General features: G+C 64.6%; 18 protein-coding genes. 5 read left to right on the top strand and 13 right to left on the bottom strand.

What is annotated here, in order from left to right; translation table 11 throughout:
• Positions 1-210: 210 nt before the first annotated feature.
• On the top strand, positions 211-1,815 hold the full coding sequence (locus KA261_11700) for a hypothetical protein (protein ID MBP7698462.1): 1,605 nt from the start codon (positions 211-213) through the stop codon (positions 1,813-1,815).
• Between the two features lie 72 nt (positions 1,816-1,887).
• Here KA261_11700 and lgt read toward each other — a convergent pair whose 3' ends face one another.
• The 4 genes from lgt to KA261_11680 are packed head-to-tail and all read right to left on the bottom strand — an operon-like array spanning position 1,888 to position 5,181.
• Positions 1,888-2,730: a prolipoprotein diacylglyceryl transferase gene (gene lgt / locus KA261_11695; protein MBP7698461.1), complete on the bottom strand. Its 843-nt coding sequence runs from the start codon at positions 2,728-2,730 to the stop codon at positions 1,888-1,890.
• On the bottom strand, positions 2,720-3,640 hold the full coding sequence (locus KA261_11690; protein ID MBP7698460.1) for a phosphatase PAP2 family protein: 921 nt from the start codon (positions 3,638-3,640) through the stop codon (positions 2,720-2,722). The genes lgt and KA261_11690 overlap by 11 nt, the downstream gene beginning before the upstream one ends.
• A gap of 4 nt (positions 3,641-3,644) precedes the next feature.
• Positions 3,645-4,355 carry a 16S rRNA (cytidine(1402)-2'-O)-methyltransferase gene (gene rsmI / locus KA261_11685; protein ID MBP7698459.1) on the bottom strand — a complete coding sequence of 237 codons (711 nt, stop codon included), beginning with the start codon at positions 4,353-4,355 and terminating at the stop codon, positions 3,645-3,647.
• A gap of 10 nt (positions 4,356-4,365) precedes the next feature.
• Positions 4,366-5,181: an NAD+ synthase gene (locus tag KA261_11680; protein ID MBP7698458.1), complete on the bottom strand. Its 816-nt coding sequence runs from the start codon at positions 5,179-5,181 to the stop codon at positions 4,366-4,368.
• A gap of 246 nt (positions 5,182-5,427) precedes the next feature.
• Between KA261_11680 and ssb the strand changes: the two genes are divergently transcribed.
• Positions 5,428-5,856 carry a single-stranded DNA-binding protein gene (gene ssb / locus KA261_11675; GenBank protein MBP7698457.1) on the top strand — a complete coding sequence of 143 codons (429 nt, stop codon included), beginning with the start codon at positions 5,428-5,430 and terminating at the stop codon, positions 5,854-5,856.
• A 172-nt stretch (positions 5,857-6,028) separates the two neighbouring features.
• A complete protein-coding gene (locus KA261_11670) occupies positions 6,029-6,607 on the top strand; it encodes a hypothetical protein (protein MBP7698456.1) in 579 nt (192 codons plus the stop codon).
• A 3-nt stretch (positions 6,608-6,610) separates the two neighbouring features.
• Here KA261_11670 and lpxD read toward each other — a convergent pair whose 3' ends face one another.
• The 4 genes from lpxD to rplU all read right to left on the bottom strand — a co-directional run bounded on the left by lpxD (position 6,611) and on the right by rplU (position 11,052).
• Positions 6,611-7,627, bottom strand: a complete 1,017-nt coding sequence (lpxD, locus tag KA261_11665) for a UDP-3-O-(3-hydroxymyristoyl)glucosamine N-acyltransferase (protein MBP7698455.1) — start codon at positions 7,625-7,627, stop codon at positions 6,611-6,613.
• A 59-nt stretch (positions 7,628-7,686) separates the two neighbouring features.
• The gene (locus KA261_11660; protein ID MBP7698454.1) at positions 7,687-8,217 is read right to left on the bottom strand and encodes an OmpH family outer membrane protein; all 531 of its coding nucleotides are present in this window, start codon (positions 8,215-8,217) and stop codon (positions 7,687-7,689) included.
• 24 nt (positions 8,218-8,241) lie between these two features.
• Positions 8,242-10,665, bottom strand: coding sequence for an outer membrane protein assembly factor BamA (gene bamA / locus KA261_11655; GenBank protein ID MBP7698453.1), 2,424 nt, complete (start codon positions 10,663-10,665; stop codon positions 8,242-8,244).
• Between the two features lie 66 nt (positions 10,666-10,731).
• Positions 10,732-11,052 (bottom strand): 50S ribosomal protein L21, encoded by a 321-nt coding sequence (rplU, locus tag KA261_11650; GenBank protein MBP7698452.1) that lies wholly within the window; start codon positions 11,050-11,052, stop codon positions 10,732-10,734.
• Positions 11,053-11,304: 252 nt separating this feature from the next.
• On the opposite strand from rplU, the gene uvrB reads away from it, so the two are divergent.
• Together uvrB and KA261_11640 are read left to right on the top strand one after the other, a co-directional pair.
• Entirely contained in the window at positions 11,305-13,350 is a 2,046-nt protein-coding gene (gene uvrB, locus KA261_11645; GenBank protein ID MBP7698451.1) for an excinuclease ABC subunit UvrB, read from the top strand.
• A gap of 3 nt (positions 13,351-13,353) precedes the next feature.
• Entirely contained in the window at positions 13,354-14,370 is a 1,017-nt protein-coding gene (locus KA261_11640; protein MBP7698450.1) for a hypothetical protein, read from the top strand.
• A 121-nt stretch (positions 14,371-14,491) separates the two neighbouring features.
• On the opposite strand, the gene KA261_11635 is transcribed toward KA261_11640, so the two are convergent.
• From KA261_11635 to KA261_11615, 5 genes are read right to left on the bottom strand one after another with little or no spacing between them, the layout of a single operon-like run.
• Positions 14,492-16,213, bottom strand: coding sequence for a response regulator (locus tag KA261_11635; GenBank protein ID MBP7698449.1), 1,722 nt, complete (start codon positions 16,211-16,213; stop codon positions 14,492-14,494).
• On the bottom strand, positions 16,210-16,578 hold the full coding sequence (locus tag KA261_11630) for a response regulator (protein MBP7698448.1): 369 nt from the start codon (positions 16,576-16,578) through the stop codon (positions 16,210-16,212). The genes KA261_11635 and KA261_11630 overlap by 4 nt, the downstream gene beginning before the upstream one ends.
• A 10-nt stretch (positions 16,579-16,588) precedes the next feature.
• Entirely contained in the window at positions 16,589-16,960 is a 372-nt protein-coding gene (locus KA261_11625; GenBank protein MBP7698447.1) for a response regulator, read from the bottom strand.
• Between the two features lie 27 nt (positions 16,961-16,987).
• Positions 16,988-18,658, bottom strand: a complete 1,671-nt coding sequence (locus KA261_11620; protein MBP7698446.1) for a HAMP domain-containing protein — start codon at positions 18,656-18,658, stop codon at positions 16,988-16,990.
• Positions 18,655-19,596 carry an ABC transporter substrate-binding protein gene (locus tag KA261_11615; protein ID MBP7698445.1) on the bottom strand — a complete coding sequence of 314 codons (942 nt, stop codon included), beginning with the start codon at positions 19,594-19,596 and terminating at the stop codon, positions 18,655-18,657. The genes KA261_11620 and KA261_11615 overlap by 4 nt, the downstream gene beginning before the upstream one ends.
• Positions 19,597-19,785: the final 189 nt, after the last annotated feature.

Genomic DNA, 19,785 nt, shown 5'->3' with positions numbered 1-19,785 from the left:
CCGGGGAGGATCGGGCCGAGATTTCGATGTGGAAAGGGCGCCTGGGACACCGGTCCGCCCAGGACCGGGCGGCCGGAGTAAACATTTCCCCCCGGCCCGCGTCTTTACTATGGGACTGACCGTGTCAGGAGAACAAGATCCTTGACTTTGGCAGGGGTCGGGGACTTCTTGACGCATGCAAGCGACTCATCGCACCAGGAGCAGACTGTGATGTCACAACCCGCCCGTGTCGTTCCGGTGATTCTCCTCGCCGCCCTTCTGCCGATCGTCATCGGCAGTTGCAGCGAGGATTCGGTCAAATCGTCGCCGCCGGAGCTTCTGGTCACGCCGGAAGCGGTGTCGGGGACAGCCTCGTACGGCGGATCCAGCCCGAGCGGCGCGTGGGTCCAGGTGCGCAACGGCGGCGACGGCGAGCTCCCGTTCTCCGCCTATGCCGGCAAGGGAACCTGGTGTTACCTGTACTACGGGTCGATCGTCGACACCGTGGGAGCGGCGGCCCCCGACAGTTTCGCCATCGCTTTCACCACCGGCAGCCTCGAGGCCGGGGAGCATTTCGACACGGTATGGATCGAGGCCCCCGCGGCCGCCAATTCGCCGGTAGCGATCCCGGTACACGTGACGATCGCCAACGTGGTTCAGGTGAACCCGCCGAACCTGGTGTTCCGCGCGGTGACCGGCGATGTCAATCCGCCGCCGCAACTGGTCACGATCCTCGGGGCCAGCTCGACGCCGCTCCCGTTCGTCCTTTCGAGTTCCCAGGCGTGGCTCCAGTTCTCCCCGGCCGGGGGAGCGGCGCCCACCACGGTCCAGGTGTCGGTCGATCTCCGGGGCCTGCCGCCGGGAGTGTACTACGACACGATCGTCGTCCAGGCTTCCTCGGCGCGCACGCCGGGGCGCATCCCGGTCCGCCTCGAGGTGGCCAGTTGGCTGCGCACCAGCCTGAGTTCCTCGTTTGACTTCTTCGGCATCTGGTTCGGGGACACGCAGGCCGGACTTGCCGTCGGGCTGCTGCCGACATCCGGCGACGGCGTGATTTCGCGGACGGCGGACGGCGGGAACACGTGGGATTCCCTGGTGAGCACTGCCAACGAGTTCTTCGATGGCCTGGGGGATGTGTGGGCGTCGTCCGGGCGCGCCTGGGCGGTCGGCAAGAATGCGTTCATCTATTATTCCCCCGACGGCGGGGACACCTGGCTTCGCCGCTTCGCCCCGGACGAAGTGACGGCGGCGCTCAACGGCGTCCATTTCGCCGACACCCTCCGCGGGTGGGCGGTCGGAAACGACGGCGTGATCATTCACACCGTCGACGGCGGCCTCACGTGGGAGGCGCAGAACTCCACGACCAGCCGGGCGCTCGCGAGTGTCTGGTTCGCGGACGCCGCGCGCGGCTGGGCGGTCGGCAATTATGGGACCATCCTCCACACCGTCGACGGCGGCGCGACCTGGCTCCCGCAGGCGAACGGCCTGGTGCAGGACGATCTCTGGGACTTGGGCTTCGTGAGTGCGAACGAGGGGTGGGCGGTCGGCGACAACGGCGCGGTCCTGCACACGGTCAACGGCGGGCAGGACTGGGAGGTCCAGGGGCGGCCCTCCCCGGCGAGCCTCCGCGCGGTCATGTTCGTCAACCCGCTCACCGGGTGGGCGGTCGGAACCGGCGGCGTCATCCTGCGCACCGACGACGGGGGAGAGGTATGGCGCCTGCAGGCGAGCGGAGTCACTTCGACCCTCCAGGACGTCTTCTTCCTGAACGACCAGGCCGGCTGGATCTGCGGTTCCCAGGGAGTGCTCCTGCGCACGAGCGGCGGCGGGGATTGAAAGAAAACCGGAGCCGTCCCGCGGTCGCCAGGCGGGCCGATAAGAGGGCCCTCGGCGCGGTCCCCGCGCGGACTACTTCGCCGGTCTGAGCTTTCCGGCCGGCGGGGCGGCGGCGCGCGACAGCGGCGCCCGGCGCCTCTGGTAGAGATACAGCCCCAGACCGAGCACGAACAGCCCGAGCGATACGAGTTGGTTGTAGGTCGGATGCATTGATCCTACCGTCAGGTGCATTTCATCTTCATAGTAGCGCACATACTCGATCGCATAGCGGAAGCCCGCCTCGATCATGAACAGCAGAGCGACCGCCTGGCCGACAAATCGGCGGTGCCGCAAAACGTAGTGCAGCGCAATCAGGAGCAGCCCTCCATAGAGAGAGCTGTACAACTGCGCCGGGTGCAGGTGGGCGTCGCTGAAAATGTAGTACGGCAGCGAACCCTCCGGAAAGCTGATTCCCCACGGAAGTTCGGTGGGCGTCCCGAAACAGCACCCGTTGAGGAAGCACCCGACCCGGGTGAACAGCAGGCCGAGTCCGAGAGTCGGCGCGAAGTAGTCGAAGGTGTCCAGGACCGAGAGCTTCTTCGCGCGCAGGTACACAAACGAGGCGACAATGGCCGCCAGCACGCCGCCGTAGAGGTTCAGCCCGGCGATGCCGAATTCGCTCGAGGAAAACGGGTTGAACGTCCGCGTCCAGTTCCCCGAAAACTCATCGAGGTGGACCAGCACGTAGAACAGCCGGGCGCCGATGATGCCGCCGATCGTCATGAGATAGGCGACCGTGAGCAGCGGCTCGAACGGTTTCCCGTCGCGGCGGGCGACCCGCCAGATGTAGAGCACCCCCAGCAGAAACGAGATGGCCAGCATGAGCCCGTAGCTGCGAATGTGAACCGGCCCGACATGGAAGAGTTCAGGATGCATGCGGTGTCTGTGCCTCCAGTTTTCGAACTTCTGTCATTTGCCCCGCCCGGTCGGCCGGGGCCGCGCGCCAGAGGAGCAGGGTCACGGCGAGCCCGATGAGCCCGCCGGCGGCCACGTCCGACACGTAGTGATACCGCCCCCAAAAGGTGCCGATCCCCAGCCCGACCGTCAGCGGCGCCATCAGCCACAAACCGCGGCGGAAATACCGGGCCGTGAACAGGAGGATCACGAAGGTCACGGCAAAGTGGGTCGAGGGAAAGCACCCGCCCCGCACCGAGCCGTACTGCTGGGTCAGCCCCACCAAATCGGTGAAGACGTAACCGGTGACGACCGGGTGCAGGTACTGGCCGGTCAGGCGCCAGCGCGGACCCTCGATCGGGAACAGAAAGAACACCACGTACGAGACCGCGAACGTCAGCAGGACCGCCGCCAGGGCGCTCTTGACCACCTCGAAGCGGCCCCGCAGGTACCCGGCGATCATGAACACGGGAATGACGAGGTAGTAGCAGAAGTAGCAGAACATGAACGCCTCGGTCAGAACCGGGTGGAGGAGGTGGCGGTCGATAAACAGCGTGGGCTCCTGCCCGAAGACAGCCGTCTCGAAAGCGATCAGGTGGGCATCGAGAAAGTGGTCAAAAAAGAGAAACATCGTGCCGCCCGTCTCCCGGTAAAACGGGACCAGGATCGCCACCGGGTAGAGCAGCCGCAGCGCATGGGAGAACCGGCTCCGGGCGGGATCCAGCCGGCCGGCGATCACCAGCACGAGAAGCGCCATCGCCGAATAAAACAGCAGCTCGTCCCGATAGATGCCGAGAGGCCGCCCGACTGCCAGCAGCAGCCCGACCATGAAGAGGCAGTATCCGAAGAGGATCCGATCGAAAAGGTAGAAGCGAGAAAGAGCCGGACCCACGCGCTCAGCCCTCCTCCCGAGGCTGCCGAAGCGAATCGGCGCCGCCGACGATGAGAACGATCTCGCCGCGGACCGTGCGCCCGCCGAGTGCGGCCAGGATCTCCGAGACCGAACCGCGCAGGAACTCCTCGTGCAGCTTGGACAGCTCCCGGGCAAGGCAGGCCGGACGATCGCCGAGCACCTCCCGGATGTCCTCCAGCGACCGCACCACGCGATGGGGCGATTCGAAGAAGACGAGGGTGTGGTCAAACTCGGTCAGCCGGGCCAGCCGCGTGCGGCGCGCTCCCGACTTGTGCGGCAGAAACCCCTCGAAAAAGAACCGGTCGGTCGGCAGCCCCGATGCCGTCAGGGCCGGGATGATCGAGGTCGGACCGGGCAAGGGGATGATCGTAATGCCGTTGTCGATGGCGGTGCGCACGATGCGGTAGGCCGGATCCGAAATGCCGGGCGAGCCGGCATCGGTGATGACCGCCACCGTCTGTCCCTGCCGGATGAGGTCGATGAGCTGCTCGGCGCGCGTCCGCTCATTGAAATCATGGTAGCTGATCAACCGCTTATTCAGACCAAGGGCCTTGAGGAGCCGGCCGCTGTGCCGGGTGTCCTCGCAGGCGACCAGGTCGGCGGCGGCCAGCATTTCTTCCGCCCGACGGGTCAGATCGGCCATGTTGCCGATCGGCGTCGGAACCAGATAGAGCAGGCCGGGCGACTCGGGCATAACGACCCCCTTATTCCGAGAGTTGCACGTTCGCCGGGATCGGCTTTCGCTGCAGGGGGGCGACCTCCGGCAAGGCGCGCTTGAAGGCGTTGCGGTTGAGCAGCGACACGACCCGCGATATTTCGGTGGGCGGGAAACCCTCCGCCGCCAGTTGACTCATGGAACGAACGCCCTGGTCGACAATCCGGGCCAGCAGGCGGTCGATCTGCGGGTAGGTGACGCCGATCTCCCCCTCATCGGTCTGATCTTTCCACAAATCCGCGGTGGGCGGCTTGGCGATGATCGGTTCCGGGACCGCCAGCTTGCGGGCGAGGAGGCGCACCTCGGTCTTGTACAGCTCGCCGATCGGATTGACGCTGCAGGCGGAATCGCCGTGCCAGGTCGTGTAGCCCAGCGCAATTTCGCTGCGGTTGCCGGTCCCGAGAACCAGCCGCGAGGTCTCCAGCGCGACGTCGAACAGGATAGCCATGCGCTCCCGCGCCATCTTGTTGCCGGCACGGCGCTTGAGCTCATCGGTGATCCGTGGGTAGTAAGCGTCGATCATCGGCGAGATGTCGATGACCCGGTGCGGAATGCCGAGCCGTTCCACCATCAGACGGGCGTCGTGCAGCGACTCCGCCGATGAAGTTCGGTAGGGCAAAAGCAGACCGAGTACTTTGTCGGGACCGACCGCCGCAACCGCCAGAGCAGCCGCCACGGCGGAGTCCAGCCCCCCGGATACGCCGACGACATAGCCGTCAAGGCCCGACTGCAGCAGCTTGCCGGTGAGAAACCGCGTGATCGTGGTCACGGCGCGGTCGAGGTCGATTTCCGGGCGAGCTTCCATGGCTGAGCACACAATAGATTCTTTCGAAATCGCCACTAAATATGTGATTGCGCTTGTGCAGACAAGCTAAATATTGTACCCATGAACGCACGGCAGGTCCCGTTCGTTCCGTGCGGAGATGCTCCGGCGTGAGCCCGCGGACCTCTCGACCGCGGCGCGCCCCAGCTCGTGCACAGGCCGTGGTTCCGGAGCGGCCGCCGCAGCAGGTGGAGAACGAGTGCGCCTAACCTCTAGAGGTAAATGATTATGGGAGTCAACAAAGCAATCCTCATCGGCCGCCTGGGCAAAGACCCGGAGCTCAAGTACACGGCCAGCGGTCGGCCGGTCACGACTTTCACCCTGGCCACCACCGAGCGGTGGACCAACCAGGAGGGCCAGAAACAGGAGCAGACCACCTGGCACAACATCGTGGCCTGGGGACGCCCCGCCGAGATTATGAACGAGTACCTCGCCAAGGGGCGCGAGGTCTATATCGAAGGGCGGATTGTCAACCGGTCCTACGATGACAAGGACGGCAACAAGCGGCACATCTCGGAAATCGTCGTACAGAACTTCCAGTTTATCGGCAGCGGCCGGGAGGGTGGCGGCCAGGGGGGCGGCGAGCGTGCCCCGGCCGCGGAAGACGCCGCGGCCCCCGAGGGAGCCGCACCCGCCGAGGACGACCTTCCGTTCTGATTAAACCCTGACCAACGGTTTCACGGGGCCCTGTAATCCATTGGATGACAGGGCCTTTTACTGTTCAGGCGAGTTCCGGAGAATGCGCCGAGATTGGGCTAAGCCCAGCCTGCCCCACCGTCGATGAGCCGACTACAAGGTTACCTCGGAACGATCATAGGAGGGACAGACTATGTCGTATGCCTCGCGCTTCATCCCCCGTACCGATACCCCGGAGGGCCAGCAGGTGGCCACCCGGGCGATGCTCCTCATTGGGTCCGCCGTCACCCTCTCGGCGCTGATCATCATCGCCTTCAACTGGACCCTCTCCCGCTCTACGCTTGAGCAGATCGGCAGCGGCGTGGAGTTGGCGGCTCTCACGCTGGTCCCGTACATGATCGCGGCGGCGGTCGCGGCGATCACGGCACTGTGCGTCCTGCTGATGGTGCCGGCGGCCCAGTTGCGCCAGCCGGCCACCGTCATACGCGACCGCCTGCAGGCGCTGGCCAACGGCGACCTGGCCTCCAGAATCCAGGGGCGCAAGCCGGCGCCACACGTGCAGGAACTGGTGTATGAACTGAACCTCGCCACCTCGAATCTGAGCCACCAAATCGCCCAGTGGAAAGTGATCAACCGCCAGCAGTGGGAACTCCTCGAGGCGATGCGGGAGATTACCGTTGTGGATGGACACCGGCAACTGGTCCGCATTATTGAGCAGATGCAGGCGAACTGGGAGAAGATCGCGGAGATTGAGGAGCGCCTGAAGACGTGAGACCTACTCGCCGCCGAGCTTGTCTTCGAGCCGCCTGACCCGTTTGAGCAGTTCCGGCAGCCGCACGAGGGCCGCTTCGATGCGGCCCGTCTCCGCCAGATCGCGGGCCGGCGAACCGAAGACTTTCTTGCCCGCGGGAACCGAGCGGGCGACCCCGGACTGGGCCCCCACCTGAACGCCGTCGCCGACTTCAATGTGCCCCACCAGGCCGACCTGGCCGGCCAGCACCACGCCGTTGCCGACCCGTGTGGAGCCCGAGATGCCCACCTGGGACACGATGATCGCGTGCCGACCGATCTCGACGTTGTGGGCGATCTGCACGAGGTTGTCGATCTTGGTCCCCCGGCCGATCCGGGTGGGTCCGAGCGCCCCGCGGTCAACCGAGCAGTTCGATCCGATCTCCACATCGTCATCGATCTCCACCCACCCCACCTGTTTGATCTTCTTCAATCCGGTCGGTGACGGCGCAAACCCGAAACCGTCGGACCCGATCACCGTCGAAGAATGGATGATGACGTTGTTGCCGAGGCGCGTGCCGTCCATGAGGCAAACCCCCGGGTAGATGCGGCAGTTGTCCCCGACCACGACGTCGCGCCCGACAAAAACCGAGGACACGAGTTCGGTCCCGGCGCCGATGCGCACCCCCTCGCGAATGTGGCAGAGCGCGCCGACCCCGGCCGTCGGGTCCACGACCGCGCCCGCGGCCACCACCGCGCGCGGGTCGATGCCGGGAGCGACCAGGCGTTCATCGGGGTAGAGCAGGTCGAGTATGCAGGCAAAGGCAAGGTAGGGCTGCGCGTGGCGGATGAGGGGGAGCCGGGGGCACTCGGTCTGCGGGCTCACGACGACGGCGCCGGCGCGGGTCGTGGCGAGAAAGCGCGCGTAGCGCGGGTTGGCGATGAAGCTGATGTCGCCGGGACCGGCCGTCTCGATCGGCGCGGCTGCCCCGATCTCCACGCTGCCGTCGCCGGCAACGGTCCCTCCGACGCGCTCGGCCAGATATGCAACGGTGAAGGCCATGAGTCCTCGCGCCCCGCGGCCGCCCGCCTCCGACCGGGGATCGGCGGCGGCGCGGAGCTTTACTCCATTTCGTTCAGGGCCGCCAGCACCTTGTCCGTGACGTCGTACTCCTCCTTGATGTAGCCGATCCCCTGGAGGGTGAATATGACGTCGTAGCTGTTCTCGGTGGCCACCGCCTCCATGGCCTGGCGGATCTTGGTCAACAGCGGCTCGATCAGCTGGGCCTCCCGCTGTTCCGCGGTGCCGCCCGGACCATAGATCTGCTTGGTGTAGGCGTCGAGACCCTCGCGCTTGGCCCGAATAGCCGCCTCGCGCTCCCGCTTCTTCTCGTCGGAGAGGATCAGGCGCTGTTTCTCGTAGTCGGCGGTGAGCTCCTGAAGTTCCTGCTCTTTGGCGCTGGCTTCGTCGTCCCACGCTTTCCGGTCGGTCTCCCAGGTTTCCTGGGCGCGCTGCCACTCGGTGTATTCGGCGTAGATGCGGTCGTCGCGCACGAAACCGATCTTCAGGGTCTGGGCGGCGGCCGCCCCGGACAGGATGACTGTGAGCGCCAGGACGGCGGACAGAACTGATGCAGCTTTTGTTACTCGCATGCGAATCCTCACTTGCTCGTATTCTTATCTGAATGTTGTTCCGATCTGGAAATGGGGCTTCCAGCTTCTCGGTTCGCCTTCAACATCGTCAAGCGGGTACCCGAAGTCAAACCCTAACGTGCCGATGCCCGGGACGATGATGCGGAAGCCGAATCCCACGCTCTTATACAGGTCATTGAGCAGATCGATGTCGCGGCGGTAGAGCCAGGAGTTGCCGGCGTCGAAAAACAGCAGGCCGTAGAGCTGCCGGGCGGCGATGGGTATCTGCACTTCGACGTTGGCCACGAACATGTACTTGCCGCGGACCCGGGTGGTGTCCAGCGGAAAATACCTGCCGTCGGGCGGATCGACCCCGATGACCGCGTTTTCATTGCTGTAGTAGAAGATCGTGTCGGTGGTGATGGCCGAGTCGGGCGTCAGGCTGCCGTCGTCGTAGCCGCGGACGATGCCGTCGTAGGCGGTGCCGCCGGGCGTGAAGCGGTCGGAGATCATGATGCGGGCGTCGCCAGCCGGGGCCGTCACAACCCCGTACTGCGCCTTGGCGGCGAGCGCCCAGCCCCACATGAGCGGGATGAACTTGGCCGCCTCGAAGTCGTGCTTCGTGTACTCCCAGTAGCCGCCGAGGAGCCCCCCGGTCAACTCGAGCGTGTACGAGAGGATGGAACCCTTGGTGGCGAATTCCGGAAGGTTGCGCGAGTCGCGCAGAAGCGTCAGCGACACCCGCGATGCCGTCTGCCAGTCTTCGTACTCGAGAATGGAACCCGGGTACGGCCCATAGGTCCGGGCGGCCATGAGGGAATCCGCCGGCGAGATGGTCTCCGGGTTGTTGTAGTAGTACCGCGATTGGTAGGAATTGGAGGCTGCAAAGGTCGCGTCGAAATCGTAGTAGCGCGTCCGCTCCAGGGCATAGGAGGCGTAGACGCGGAAATAGTTGTCCGGCCAGCGCAGCCGTCGCCCCAGGCGGAGCGAGCCGCCCGCCCGCCCCTCGGTGTAGTCGCCGTACCAGCGGCGGTTGAGAGAGAAGGCGCTGGCTCCGAACGAGGTCGGATAGCCGAACATCCACGGCTCGGTGAACGAGACCGAGAAGGAGTTGTACGATTTGCCGAGACTGACGTTGAAAGACAGGTTCTGGCCGAGCCCCCGGAAATTCGGGATGCCCATGCCGAACGTGCCGACCACCTTGTCCTGGCTGTTGTACCCGGCGCCGGCCGACACCTGCCCGGTCTGCTTTTCGGCCACTTCGTACACCAGGTCGACGTCGCCGCTGGGGAGGTTCACCGGGCGCGGCTCGACTTTGTCAAAAAAGTTCAGCGCCATGACGTCGCGGATCGACCGGATCAGCGCCGTCCGGTCAAACACCTGGCCCGGCAGCGTCGACAGCTCCCGCCGGATCACCCGGTCCTTGGTTTTGTAGTTCCCGACGATCTTCACGAGGTTGATGTTGGAGGGGAGCCCCTCGGTGATGTCGTAGGTGATATCGATGAGCGAGTCGGACCGGGTCGACCGCTCGTCGAAAATCTCCACGTGGAGGTGGCCGATATCGTAGTAGCCGGAGGCCACCTCCCCGAGCGAGGCGTCGTACTTCTCGGAGTCGAACACCTGCCCCGCTTTGTGCTTCAGCAGCTTCGCGAGATGGTCCGCCGAGAGCCTCTCGTTTCCCTTGAACGACGTCTCGCCGAAATAGTAACGGGGGCCTTCGTAGACGTCGAGGTAGATGGTCATCCGGTTGCGGGCCGTGTCGATCGCCAGCGAATCGTTGATGAGGTAGGCGTCGATGAAACCGCGCTTGTGGTATTCGTCGATGACTTTCTGCAGGTCCTCGTCGTACTTGTCCTGGGCGAAGTCGGAGGTGCGCAGGAGACCGCGCTTGCGGTTGCGCATCCTGCCGACCAGGTCGCCGGCCTCCACCCGCCGGCTGCCCGTGACCACGACCTGCTCGACTTTGACCTTGTCGCGCTCGCGAATGTTGAACTGCAGGACCGCCTCGACGGAATCGGCGCCGTAGATCAACTCCGGCTCGATCTTGGCCCGGAAATATCCCTCGGCGGCGAACAGGTCGAAAATCTTCGCCCGGCTCTTCTCGATCAGGTAGGGGGAAATGTAGCCGCCCACGCCCAGGCCGATCTCCTTGCGGAGTTTGTCGTCCTTGAGCTTCTTGTTCCCCTCGAATGCCAACCCGGCCAGCTTGGGGAGTTCTTCGACAATGATGAAAATCCGGATGCCGCCGGTCACCTCCTCGGCCTCGATGCGGACATCGCGGAAGATGCCGAGGGCGTAGAGGCGGCGGATCGACTCGGAGACGTCGGTGACCGAAAGAACCGCGCCAACCTCAAGAGAGGCGACGCCCAGGATGAGCGACCGGGTCGCCACCCGGTTGCCCTCAACCTGGATATCGACCACCCGAAACTGCTCCGCGGTATTCTGGGCGTGAGCCGACAGGCTCAGCACCAGCGCCGCCAAGAGACAGGCGCGAGCAATCCCTGCTCGGGGTCCGTTCGTCCGACTCAACTGCGCTCAGGCGCCGGGGGCGTGGATTTTGTTGATGCGAATCTCGGTGAAACGCTGGCGATGCCCCTGGGTGCGGCGGTACTTGGTCCGGCGCTTATATTTGTAGATGAGCACCTTGTCGGCCAGGCCTTCACCCACAACTTCCGCATCGATGCGCGCATCGGCGACCGTCGGCGTACCGATCGCCGTGGCCCCGTCGCCGCGGACTAAGAGGATGCGGTCGATGGCCAGCGACGTGCCGGGGTCGGCTTTCTGGTGGGGTACCCGGAGGACATCCCCTTCCTGAGCGCTATACTGAAAACCGGCGACTTCGAAGACAGCGTACATGAACATTCCTCCAAACGTGGAAAGCTGTTATCCCAAATCAGGTTAAACCGCATAAAGTATACCTTTTGCACGCCAAGTCAAGGCCAAACTTGCGTCGAAGACGTCCAAATCACCTTTTAAACCCGCGGTCGCCCAACGGGTTCCAATTGTGGACGACCGGCACCAGGGCCGGCCGCGAACAATCGCCATTGCCCCCTCGGTTGTATTGCATATATTGCGGCGCACCTGCGTCAGTGGAGGACGATGAACCACATGGCCAAACCAACCGCCCCGACCGCCGCCGGCCACACCCCGTTCCGGCTCCGCAGCCAGTTCTCGCCCCGCGGCGACCAGCCCCAGGCGATCGCCCAACTGCTCGCGGGGCTCCGGGAAGGCCGCATGCACCAGGTGCTGCTCGGCGTCACCGGTTCCGGAAAGACGTTCACCATCGCCAACGTGATCGCCCAGTACGGGCGTCCCGCGCTCGTGCTGTCGCATAACAAGACGCTCGCCGCCCAGCTCTACGGCGAGCTCACGGCTTTCTTCCCCGACAACGCCGTCGAGTTCTTCATCAGCTACTACGACTACTACCAGCCGGAGGCGTACCTGCCGACCACGGACACGTACATTGAGAAGGACACCTCGATCAACGAGGATATCGACCGGCTGCGGCTGCGCGCGACCGCCTCGCTGCTCGAGCGCCAGGACGTCATCATCGTGGCTTCGGTCTCCTGCATTTACGGCCTCGGGTCGCCGGTCGAATACAAGAACCAGTACATCCCGCTCGTGCGCGGGGGGGAGTACAACCGCGACCAGGTCATCCGCAAGCTCATCGACATCCACTACAACCGGAACGACATCGACTTCTCGCGGGGAAATTTCCGCGTCCGCGGCGACACCGTCGAACTCATCCCGGCCTACCACGACCACGCCATGCGGATCGAGTTTTTCGGCGACGAAGTCGAGCGGATCACGGAGATCGATCCGCTGACGGGGGAGGTGCTGCGCGAGCGCGACCGGATCGCCATCTACCCGGCCAAACACTTCATCACCTCGCCCGAGCGGATGCAGGAAGCGATCCGCGGCATCCGCGAAGAACTGGCCGAGCGGCTGGAGTTCTTCCGCTCCCGCAACCTGCTCTTGGAGGCCCAGCGGCTGGAGATGCGCACCAAGTACGATCTCGAGATGCTCGAAGAGGTCGGGTACTGCTCCGGGGTCGAGAACTACTCCCGGCACCTGTCGGGGCGCCGGCCGGGCGAGCGCCCCTTCACCCTGCTGGATTTCTTCCCCGACGACTTCCTGACCATTATCGACGAGTCGCACCAGACCATCCCCCAGGTGCGGGGGATGTTCGCCGGCGACCGCAGCCGCAAGGAGGTTCTCGTCGAGCACGGTTTCCGCCTGCCCTCGGCGCTGGATAACCGGCCGCTCGTATTCGAGGAGTTCGAGCGGGTGGTGCTGAAGCGGGTGTACGTGTCCGCGACCCCGGCCGACTACGAACTGACCAAGGCGGAGGGGATCGTGGTCGAGCAGGTCATCCGGCCGACCGGTCTGCTCGACCCCGTCATCACCGTCCGCCCGCTCGGGACGCAGGTCGACGACCTGCTGGCCGAGGCCAGGCGGCGGGCGGAGCGCGGCGAGCGCGTGCTGGTGACGACGCTCACCAAACGCATGGCCGAGGACCTCACCGGCTACATGGAGAAGCTCGGCCTGCGGGTGCGCTACCTGCACAGCGAGATCGACGCGATCGACCGCACGGGCATTATCCGCGACCTCCGCCTGGCGGAGTTCGACGTCCTTGTCGGAGTGAACCTCTTGCGGGAGGGACTCGACCTCCCCGAGGTGTCACTGGTGGCCATTCTCGACGCCGACAAGGAGGGATTCCTCCGCTCGGAGCGGTCGCTCATCCAGACGGCCGGACGGGCCGCCCGCAACAAGGGCGGGGAGGTGATCCTGTACGCCGACAAAGTCACCGAATCGATGCGCAAGGCGATCGAGGAGACCCGCCGCCGCCGCGAGAAGCAGGCCGCCTACAACCGCGAGCACGGCATCGACCCGGAAACGATTTTCAAGACGCGCGAGGAGATCCTCCGCTCCACCCAGTTCGCCGACAGCAAGACGCCCGAGGAGGCGCCGCGCTTCGAGAAACCGAGCAGTTTCACCCGCATGTCCCGCGAGGACCAGCTCGCGTTCATGCTCGCGGCCATGCGCAAGGCGGCCGAGAACCTCGACTTCGAGACGGCCATCATGATCCGCGACGAAATCAATGCGCTGCGCGGAGACGGGCGGAAAAACCCGAAACCGAAAAAGGGAAAATAGCCGATGCCGCGACCACTGCCTCTGTTCATCCGCGCCGCCGCCGGCGCCGTCATGCTGGCCGCCGCGCTCGCGGGCTGTGGAGAGAAGGACGTTCCCGTCGTCGTCGACCGCGACATACTGCTCCGGTACCTCGCCACCTCGGAGGATGCCGTCGACCTCTTCCGCACCACCGGTCTGTTCCCCACCGAGGAATACCGGATTCCGAACGATCCCGCCCGGTACCGCATCGTCGTCGATTCAACCCGGCGGATCATCACGCTTGACACCGAAATCGACACCGTGAAGAAACGCACCTGGCCGGACGGCTCGGTGGAGTACTACCGCAGCTACCATGACTACGGCAATCCCTTCGGGCGCCTCTGGGCCTCGGAGGCCACCGTCGACGACTACTTCTACGTCCGGCTGTCGCGCACCGAGGACGAGGAGACGGCCACGGCGTCGCACGTTTGGGCGATCACGCGCTACGGCTACTTCCTGAAACTGGGCGGCGATGACCAGCCGTATGTCGGATGGAAACTGTGGGCCTACAACGGGGGCGCGGCGCCGACGGGGAGTATGGCGGTGCGGACGGAGTCGGGGGCGGAGTTCGCCGGCGACCTGGCGGGCTACGACCAGATCCCGTATCTGTACGTGCGCGAGTGTCTCTCGACGAGCAATCCGGCGCTTCCCTGCTCCACGGTCACCGCGGCGCAGACGAGCCGCCAGGTGTTCCGCCGGCTCGATCGCTTGGGCGCCGTCGGGCCGGGCGAGCGCCTTGTCGCCGACTGCCGGGATGTGTCGCTGAGGACGCGCTACCGGCTTCTCTCGGCCGCGACGGCCGCGGGCGAGCAAGTGCGCGTGATGCAGCCGGCCGGTCCCGGGCGCTTCGTGGACACCCTCCAGATGCCGGGGACGGCCGGGCGTTTGTGGGAGTTCCTGTTCATGCAGGATTTCGAATACGTCCCCATTCCGGGAACCCAGCCGCCCGACTCGCAACTGACCTGGACCGGCTGGTGCGTCCCCTACCGGATTGTCCCCTGAGAGCTCCCGAGATGCGGCGGCGCAGGGGCGCCGGGCCTCCGTGGCTGGCCTCCTCCGGCTGGCATGCGGTCCCCGGGGGCGCGGCCGCTTTCGTTCCGCGGCGTTGTGAGGGAGAGGCGGGTCAGCCGACGGGGATCTTGTCGGTGATGGCGAACTGCCCGGCCGTCGCGTCGACGCTGTCCGCGGCACCGGCCACCGGGAATTCAATGCTGATCGCGGTCCCCTCGCCGGGTGTGGAGTCGACGTGGAGGCGGCCGCTGTGGGCGTCGATGATCCGCTTGCAGACGAGCAGGCCGAATCCGTGCCCGTCGGGCTTGGTCGTGAACTTCTGCTCGAACGCCTTGGCGAGAAGTTCCGGTTCGATGCCGACGCCCGTGTCGCGGATGACGAAGCGGAAGTGCGGTTCGCCGGGCCGGTACTCGACGCGCGACACAATCTCCCGGCGCGCGCACCCGCGGGTGGCGTCGGCCGCATTGTTGAACAGGTTGTAGAGCAACTGCTGGATGTGGATGCTGTCGGCCTCGAACGGAATTGACTCGTGGTCGACGGTGTGGTCGATGGACACTCCCCGGAAACGCTTCTGCGGCGTGAGGTAGTCGATGACTTCGGCCAGGACCTGGTCGAAGTAGACCGTTTCCTTTTTCGAGGCGATCGGGGTGAGGTCCATGAGGTTGCTCGTGAACTGCTTCATCTTCTCGATGTTGGTCTGGATGGCGCTCATGTACTTTTCGGCCGTGGCCGCGCCCGACTTCTTCAGCTGGTGGTCCAGCAGCGAAATGTTGCCGGCGACGACCCCGAGGAAGTTGTTCAGCTCATGGCCGATCTCCGCCGACATCTCCCCGCGGGTGGCCAGTTTCTCCAGCTGGATGGTCTCGTCCTGCATCTCCTTGAGCCGCGCGTAGGCGGTCTGCGTCTCCTCGAGCAGAAACAGATTCTCCAGCGAAACGGCCAGTTGGCCGGCGGCGATGTTCAAAAGCCGGGTGTCGGTCCCGGTGAGCGCAGTGGCGTCGGGGGAGCACCTGATCATGATGATGCCATACAGAATGTTCGCGCGGTTGATCGGCATGACGACCATGGCGCTCCCTTCGGTGAGCCAGGAGGGGAACAGGGCCGCGCGGATCTCCGGGGCCGCCGCCGGGCCGGCCAGCGGGTGCCGCTCCGGCGACGTGACAATGACCGGCTCCCGGAACGAGGCCGGGTCGATGGCGCGGATGAACTCCCGCACCGCCGGGCTGTCCAGCGCCGTCTCCTGAAGCTGGTCGCCGTGAATCGTGATCGTCTCCACCGCGGTCCGCTCCCGGTCCCAGTGGAGGAGGGCCCCCTGGGTGGCGTCGAAATGCATCATGGCGAAACGAAGGGAGACGCTCGCCAGCGACTTGCGGTCGCCGACCGTGACGAGCATCTGGTTGAGGTCGGAGAGGCGTTCGAGCTGTTCGCCCGAGTCCTGCCCGGCCCGCTCGCGGAGTTTCCCCGCGGCCTTGTGCACCGCCTGGCGGATTTCGGTCAGCTCGAACGGTTTCAGGATATAGTCGAAGGCGCCCTGTTTGATCGCGTCTTTGGCCGAATTCAGATTGGCGTAGCCCGTCATGTAGATGACGCCGATGTGGGGGTTGCGCTCGCGGGCGCGGCGCACCAGCTCGGTACCGTCCATGTGCGGCATGCGGATATCGGTGATGAGAAGGTCGACGGGCCGGGAGTCGAGCGCCTGCAGGGCCTCGTCCCCCCCGACCGCGGTCGTAATCTCATACCCCTCGTCCTCGAGCGCATCGCGCACGAGGGACAGGACGATGGTCTCGTCGTCGACCACGAGGACATTTATACTGCGAGTTTCCGTGCCGCTCATACCGTGCGCGCTTTGGCCAGCAGCGTCTCCAGGACGCGGCGGACCTGGTTCAGATCAAACGGTTTGGTCAGGCAGCAGTGGGCGCCTTCGTTCTGGGCCATTTCGGCCAGTTGATCGGGCAGAGAGTCGGTCATGATGAACGCCATCCCGGGCTTGCGCCGCCTCACCTCCCGGAACACCTGGTACCCGTTCTTGTGCGGCATGTGGATGTCGCAGAAAGCCACGTCGAAATCCCCCCCCAGAGCCCGGTCGATCCCCTCCCGGCCGTCGCAGGCCGTCTCGACCTCGTACCCGGCGTCGGTCAAATACTCTTCCAGCAGGTTGCGAATAACCTCGGAATCGTCGATGATCAGTATTCGTGCCATTGCCGTGTCCCTAGGCGCACAGGGCATTCGTGACCGTCCGCATCAGTTCCTTGATGGAAAAAGGCTTCGAGAGGAATGCGCAGGCGCCGTTGTTTATGGATTGACTGACCGTGTATAGGCTTGAAAAGCCCGAAATCACAATGACTTTCGACTGCGGATCCCTGTCGCAGGCGAACTTGACGACCTCCTCGCCCGACACCCGGGGCATCTTGAGATCCGTAATGATGACGTCGTAGCGCCTCTTCCGGATCTGCTCGATTGCCTCGTCGCCGTCGCAGGCCAGGCTGACGTCGTACTCCTCGCTGAGCACTTCAAACAGAAAACTGCGAATGATTTCCTCGTCGTCCACGACGAGGACGGAACGTCTGACCGATTCATCCATTGAAACATCCCGCAAGTTCGGAAGTACTTACACTCCTATCCCGCTCTTTAGAGAATTATCGGCGTCGACCGGGTGTTTCTGAACGGGGAATATCAGAGTGAAAGTGGAGCCTTTTCCGACCGCCGAGTCGACCTTGATTTCCCCCCCATGCTCCTTGACGATCCCGTAGCTCACGGAGAGGCCGAGGCCGGTCCCCTTGCCCACTTCCTTGGTGGTGAAGAACGGCTCGAAGATCTTGTTGATGATTTCGGGGGGGATGCCGTGGCCCTGGTCGATGAAGCGGAGCTCGACGGCGCCGCCGAACTCCCCGACGGCCGGGCTGTAACGGGACTCGATCCGGATCTGCGAATCGGACCGGGAGGCGTGCATGGCGTTGATGATCAGGTTCGTGAAGACCTGCTGCAACTGGCTGGCGTTGGCCTGGATCAACGGCAGATCTTCGGCCAGGTCGACCGTCAGCGAGATCTGATTCATGAGGAGCTGGTGCTCGACAAAGGTGCGCGTATCTTCGATCACCTGGTTCACGTCCACGTCCTCGAACTCCGTGGTGTGGGAGGACCGGGAGAAACGGAGGAGGTTCTGGACGATGTTCTTGCACCGGCGGGCCTGGGTCTCGATATCGGTGAGATAGCGGATGTAGCTCTCGGCTTCCTTGGTCAGGCCCGCGGCCGCGGCATTCTTCTTCATCTTCTCGAGCGTGAACTGGGCGTACCCGAGGATGCCCCCCAGCGGGTTGTTCAATTCGTGGGCCACGCCGGCCGCGAGCTGGCCGATGGCGCTCATTTTCTCCGACTGGATGAGCTGGGCCTGGGCCTCCTCGAGGGCGATCGTCCGCTCGATGATCTTCTCCTCGAGATTGCGGTTGTACTCCTCGATCTCCTCGCGGCTCTGGCGCAGGCTCGCGATCATCTTGTTGAACGTGTTGGCGAGGTGGCCGATCTCGTCCAACTGGTTGATCTCCACCAGGCGGCTGAGATCGCCCCGGCTCACCTGGTCGGTGACGGCGACGAGCATCTGCACAGGCTTGGTGACGACGCGCACGAAGAAAGTCAGGACGAGGATGGTGAGGATGAGGATCACCACGGTGAGCAGAATGGCGGTTTTCTGGGCCTCGGCGATCGACAGGTTGACCTTGGCCAGCGAGAGGATCAGCCGGATCGACCCGATCTGTTCGGTCACGTAGCGCTGGCCGAGCGACTGGTCGATCCCGCTCGTCATGCCGAGCGTCTCCCGGGAGAGGATTTCTTTCCGGGAGTACACGGGGTAGTTCAGTTCGAGAAACTCGTGGCCGTCGGCATTCTTCACGTAGAAACCGCCGCCGATGGTGTCGGCGCGGGCGCCGCGGTCGAGCGCGCGCTTGACCACGATGTCGCTCTCGCTCCACATGCCGTAGGAGGCGAGCGGCTTGCCGGCCTCCGCGTAGATGGCGGCGTAGGTGACGGCGTCGAACTGGTTGAGAATCTGGAGCAGCTCCTGGAGCTCGTAGCGCGACTCGAAGAGGACGCCGCTCTCGGCGTTCATGGCCAGGATCCGGACCATCGTCTCGCCGCTCGTGCGGAGTTCGCGCCGGAAGCCGTCCGCCTGCCGCTTGATGAGGTAGCCGCTCACGGTGAGAATGCTGGCGATCAGCAAGAGCGAAATCGGCACGACGAACTTGGTGCGCAGGCGGAAGCTCATGATGCGCTCAAGGAAGCTCATCGGTAAACCTCCTTGGCCACGGCTACCAGTTCGTCGGGGATGGTCACGTGAATGTGCTGGGCGGTCTTCTCGTTGTAGTGGAACCAGATGACGTCGGCGGCCGAGACGCTGACGGAGGCGGGAGCCTCGCCGGCGAGCACGCGGTTGGCGATCTGCCCGGCCTGGATCCCCACCGCCTTGTAGTCGAAATCGAGCGCGAAGAGAGCGCCCGACTCCACGACGTAGCGGGAAAAACCCATGAACGGCAGATTCTTGCGCAGCGTGTTGAGCAGAATGTACCGGGTCGCCTGCGGGTCGAACAACACCGGGTCGGCGACCGACCACACCCCCTGCACCGTCAACGCCAGCGAATCGAGCGCCTGCGGGATCTCGCGGCTGTCGCGGATCTCGATCGCGTGCAATTCCAGACCCATGCCCCGGGCCACCGCCCGGGCCGGGGCAATCAGGCTGGCCGTGTTCGCCGTGTAGAGGACGCCGATGCGTTCGATCCCCGGGATGATCTTCTTGAAGTAGCGGAACTGAACTTCGTTGGGAATATCCAGCGACGCCCCGGTGATGTGCCCGCCGGGTTCCTGAATCGTCTGCACAAACCCGGAGAGGACCGGGTACATGACGCCGGCAAAGACAATCGGGACCTGCGGCAGGTGGTGCTGGGCGATCCCTGTGGCCGTGCTCCCGATGGTCAGCACCAGCCGGGGATTGCAGCTCCGGACCGAATCGGCGACCGCCTGGTCGCCGGCCGGCGACTGGCCGATCATGAACGTGCGCAGCTCAATCCCCGGATTGGCCGCTTCAATCGTCTTCTTGGCCCCCTGCAGAGTCCTCGTGGTCGACGTGAGCGTGTCGCTCATCAGCACGGCGACAGTTTCGGATCTCCCCGGCGTTGCTCCTGAGGCGAGGCAGCTCATGGCGAGGGCTGCCGCGAACGCCCATTTCATCACGCTGTTCATCGGGTGAGCACGCTTATCCTCTCTGTTTCCTCGACGTTGTAGCCGTCACCGTTGCTTCCCGTCGAATCCGGGCGTGACGCCGTCATGACACGTCTCAGATATCGGCGCGGCCCCCCGGAAACTTGATCCGGACGGCGGAAAGCGCCGGCAAAAAAAGGACTCGATGATCCCCGACCG

The sequence above is a fragment of the Candidatus Zixiibacteriota bacterium genome (genome assembly GCA_017999435.1).
GTDB lineage: Bacteria > Zixibacteria > MSB-5A5 > GN15 > FEB-12 > JAGNLV01.
This window is presented reverse-complemented; position numbering and strand designations above follow the sequence as displayed.

Coding starts and splice junctions, on each gene's coding strand:
- KA261_11700 (MBP7698462.1), top strand. CDS start 211: ATGTCACAACCCGCCCGTGTCGTTCCGGTGATTCTCCTCGCCGCCCTT.
- lgt (MBP7698461.1), bottom strand. CDS start 2,730: ATGCATCCTGAACTCTTCCATGTCGGGCCGGTTCACATTCGCAGCTAC.
- rsmI (MBP7698459.1), bottom strand. CDS start 4,355: ATGCCCGAGTCGCCCGGCCTGCTCTATCTGGTTCCGACGCCGATCGGC.
- KA261_11680 (MBP7698458.1), bottom strand. CDS start 5,181: ATGGAAGCTCGCCCGGAAATCGACCTCGACCGCGCCGTGACCACGATC.
- ssb (MBP7698457.1), top strand. CDS start 5,428: ATGGGAGTCAACAAAGCAATCCTCATCGGCCGCCTGGGCAAAGACCCG.
- KA261_11670 (MBP7698456.1), top strand. CDS start 6,029: ATGTCGTATGCCTCGCGCTTCATCCCCCGTACCGATACCCCGGAGGGC.
- lpxD (MBP7698455.1), bottom strand. CDS start 7,627: ATGGCCTTCACCGTTGCATATCTGGCCGAGCGCGTCGGAGGGACCGTT.
- KA261_11660 (MBP7698454.1), bottom strand. CDS start 8,217: ATGCGAGTAACAAAAGCTGCATCAGTTCTGTCCGCCGTCCTGGCGCTC.
- rplU (MBP7698452.1), bottom strand. CDS start 11,052: ATGTACGCTGTCTTCGAAGTCGCCGGTTTTCAGTATAGCGCTCAGGAA.
- uvrB (MBP7698451.1), top strand. CDS start 11,305: ATGGCCAAACCAACCGCCCCGACCGCCGCCGGCCACACCCCGTTCCGG.
- KA261_11640 (MBP7698450.1), top strand. CDS start 13,354: ATGCCGCGACCACTGCCTCTGTTCATCCGCGCCGCCGCCGGCGCCGTC.
- KA261_11635 (MBP7698449.1), bottom strand. CDS start 16,213: ATGAGCGGCACGGAAACTCGCAGTATAAATGTCCTCGTGGTCGACGAC.
- KA261_11630 (MBP7698448.1), bottom strand. CDS start 16,578: ATGGCACGAATACTGATCATCGACGATTCCGAGGTTATTCGCAACCTG.
- KA261_11625 (MBP7698447.1), bottom strand. CDS start 16,960: ATGGATGAATCGGTCAGACGTTCCGTCCTCGTCGTGGACGACGAGGAA.
- KA261_11620 (MBP7698446.1), bottom strand. CDS start 18,658: ATGAGCTTCCTTGAGCGCATCATGAGCTTCCGCCTGCGCACCAAGTTC.
- KA261_11615 (MBP7698445.1), bottom strand. CDS start 19,596: ATGAAATGGGCGTTCGCGGCAGCCCTCGCCATGAGCTGCCTCGCCTCA.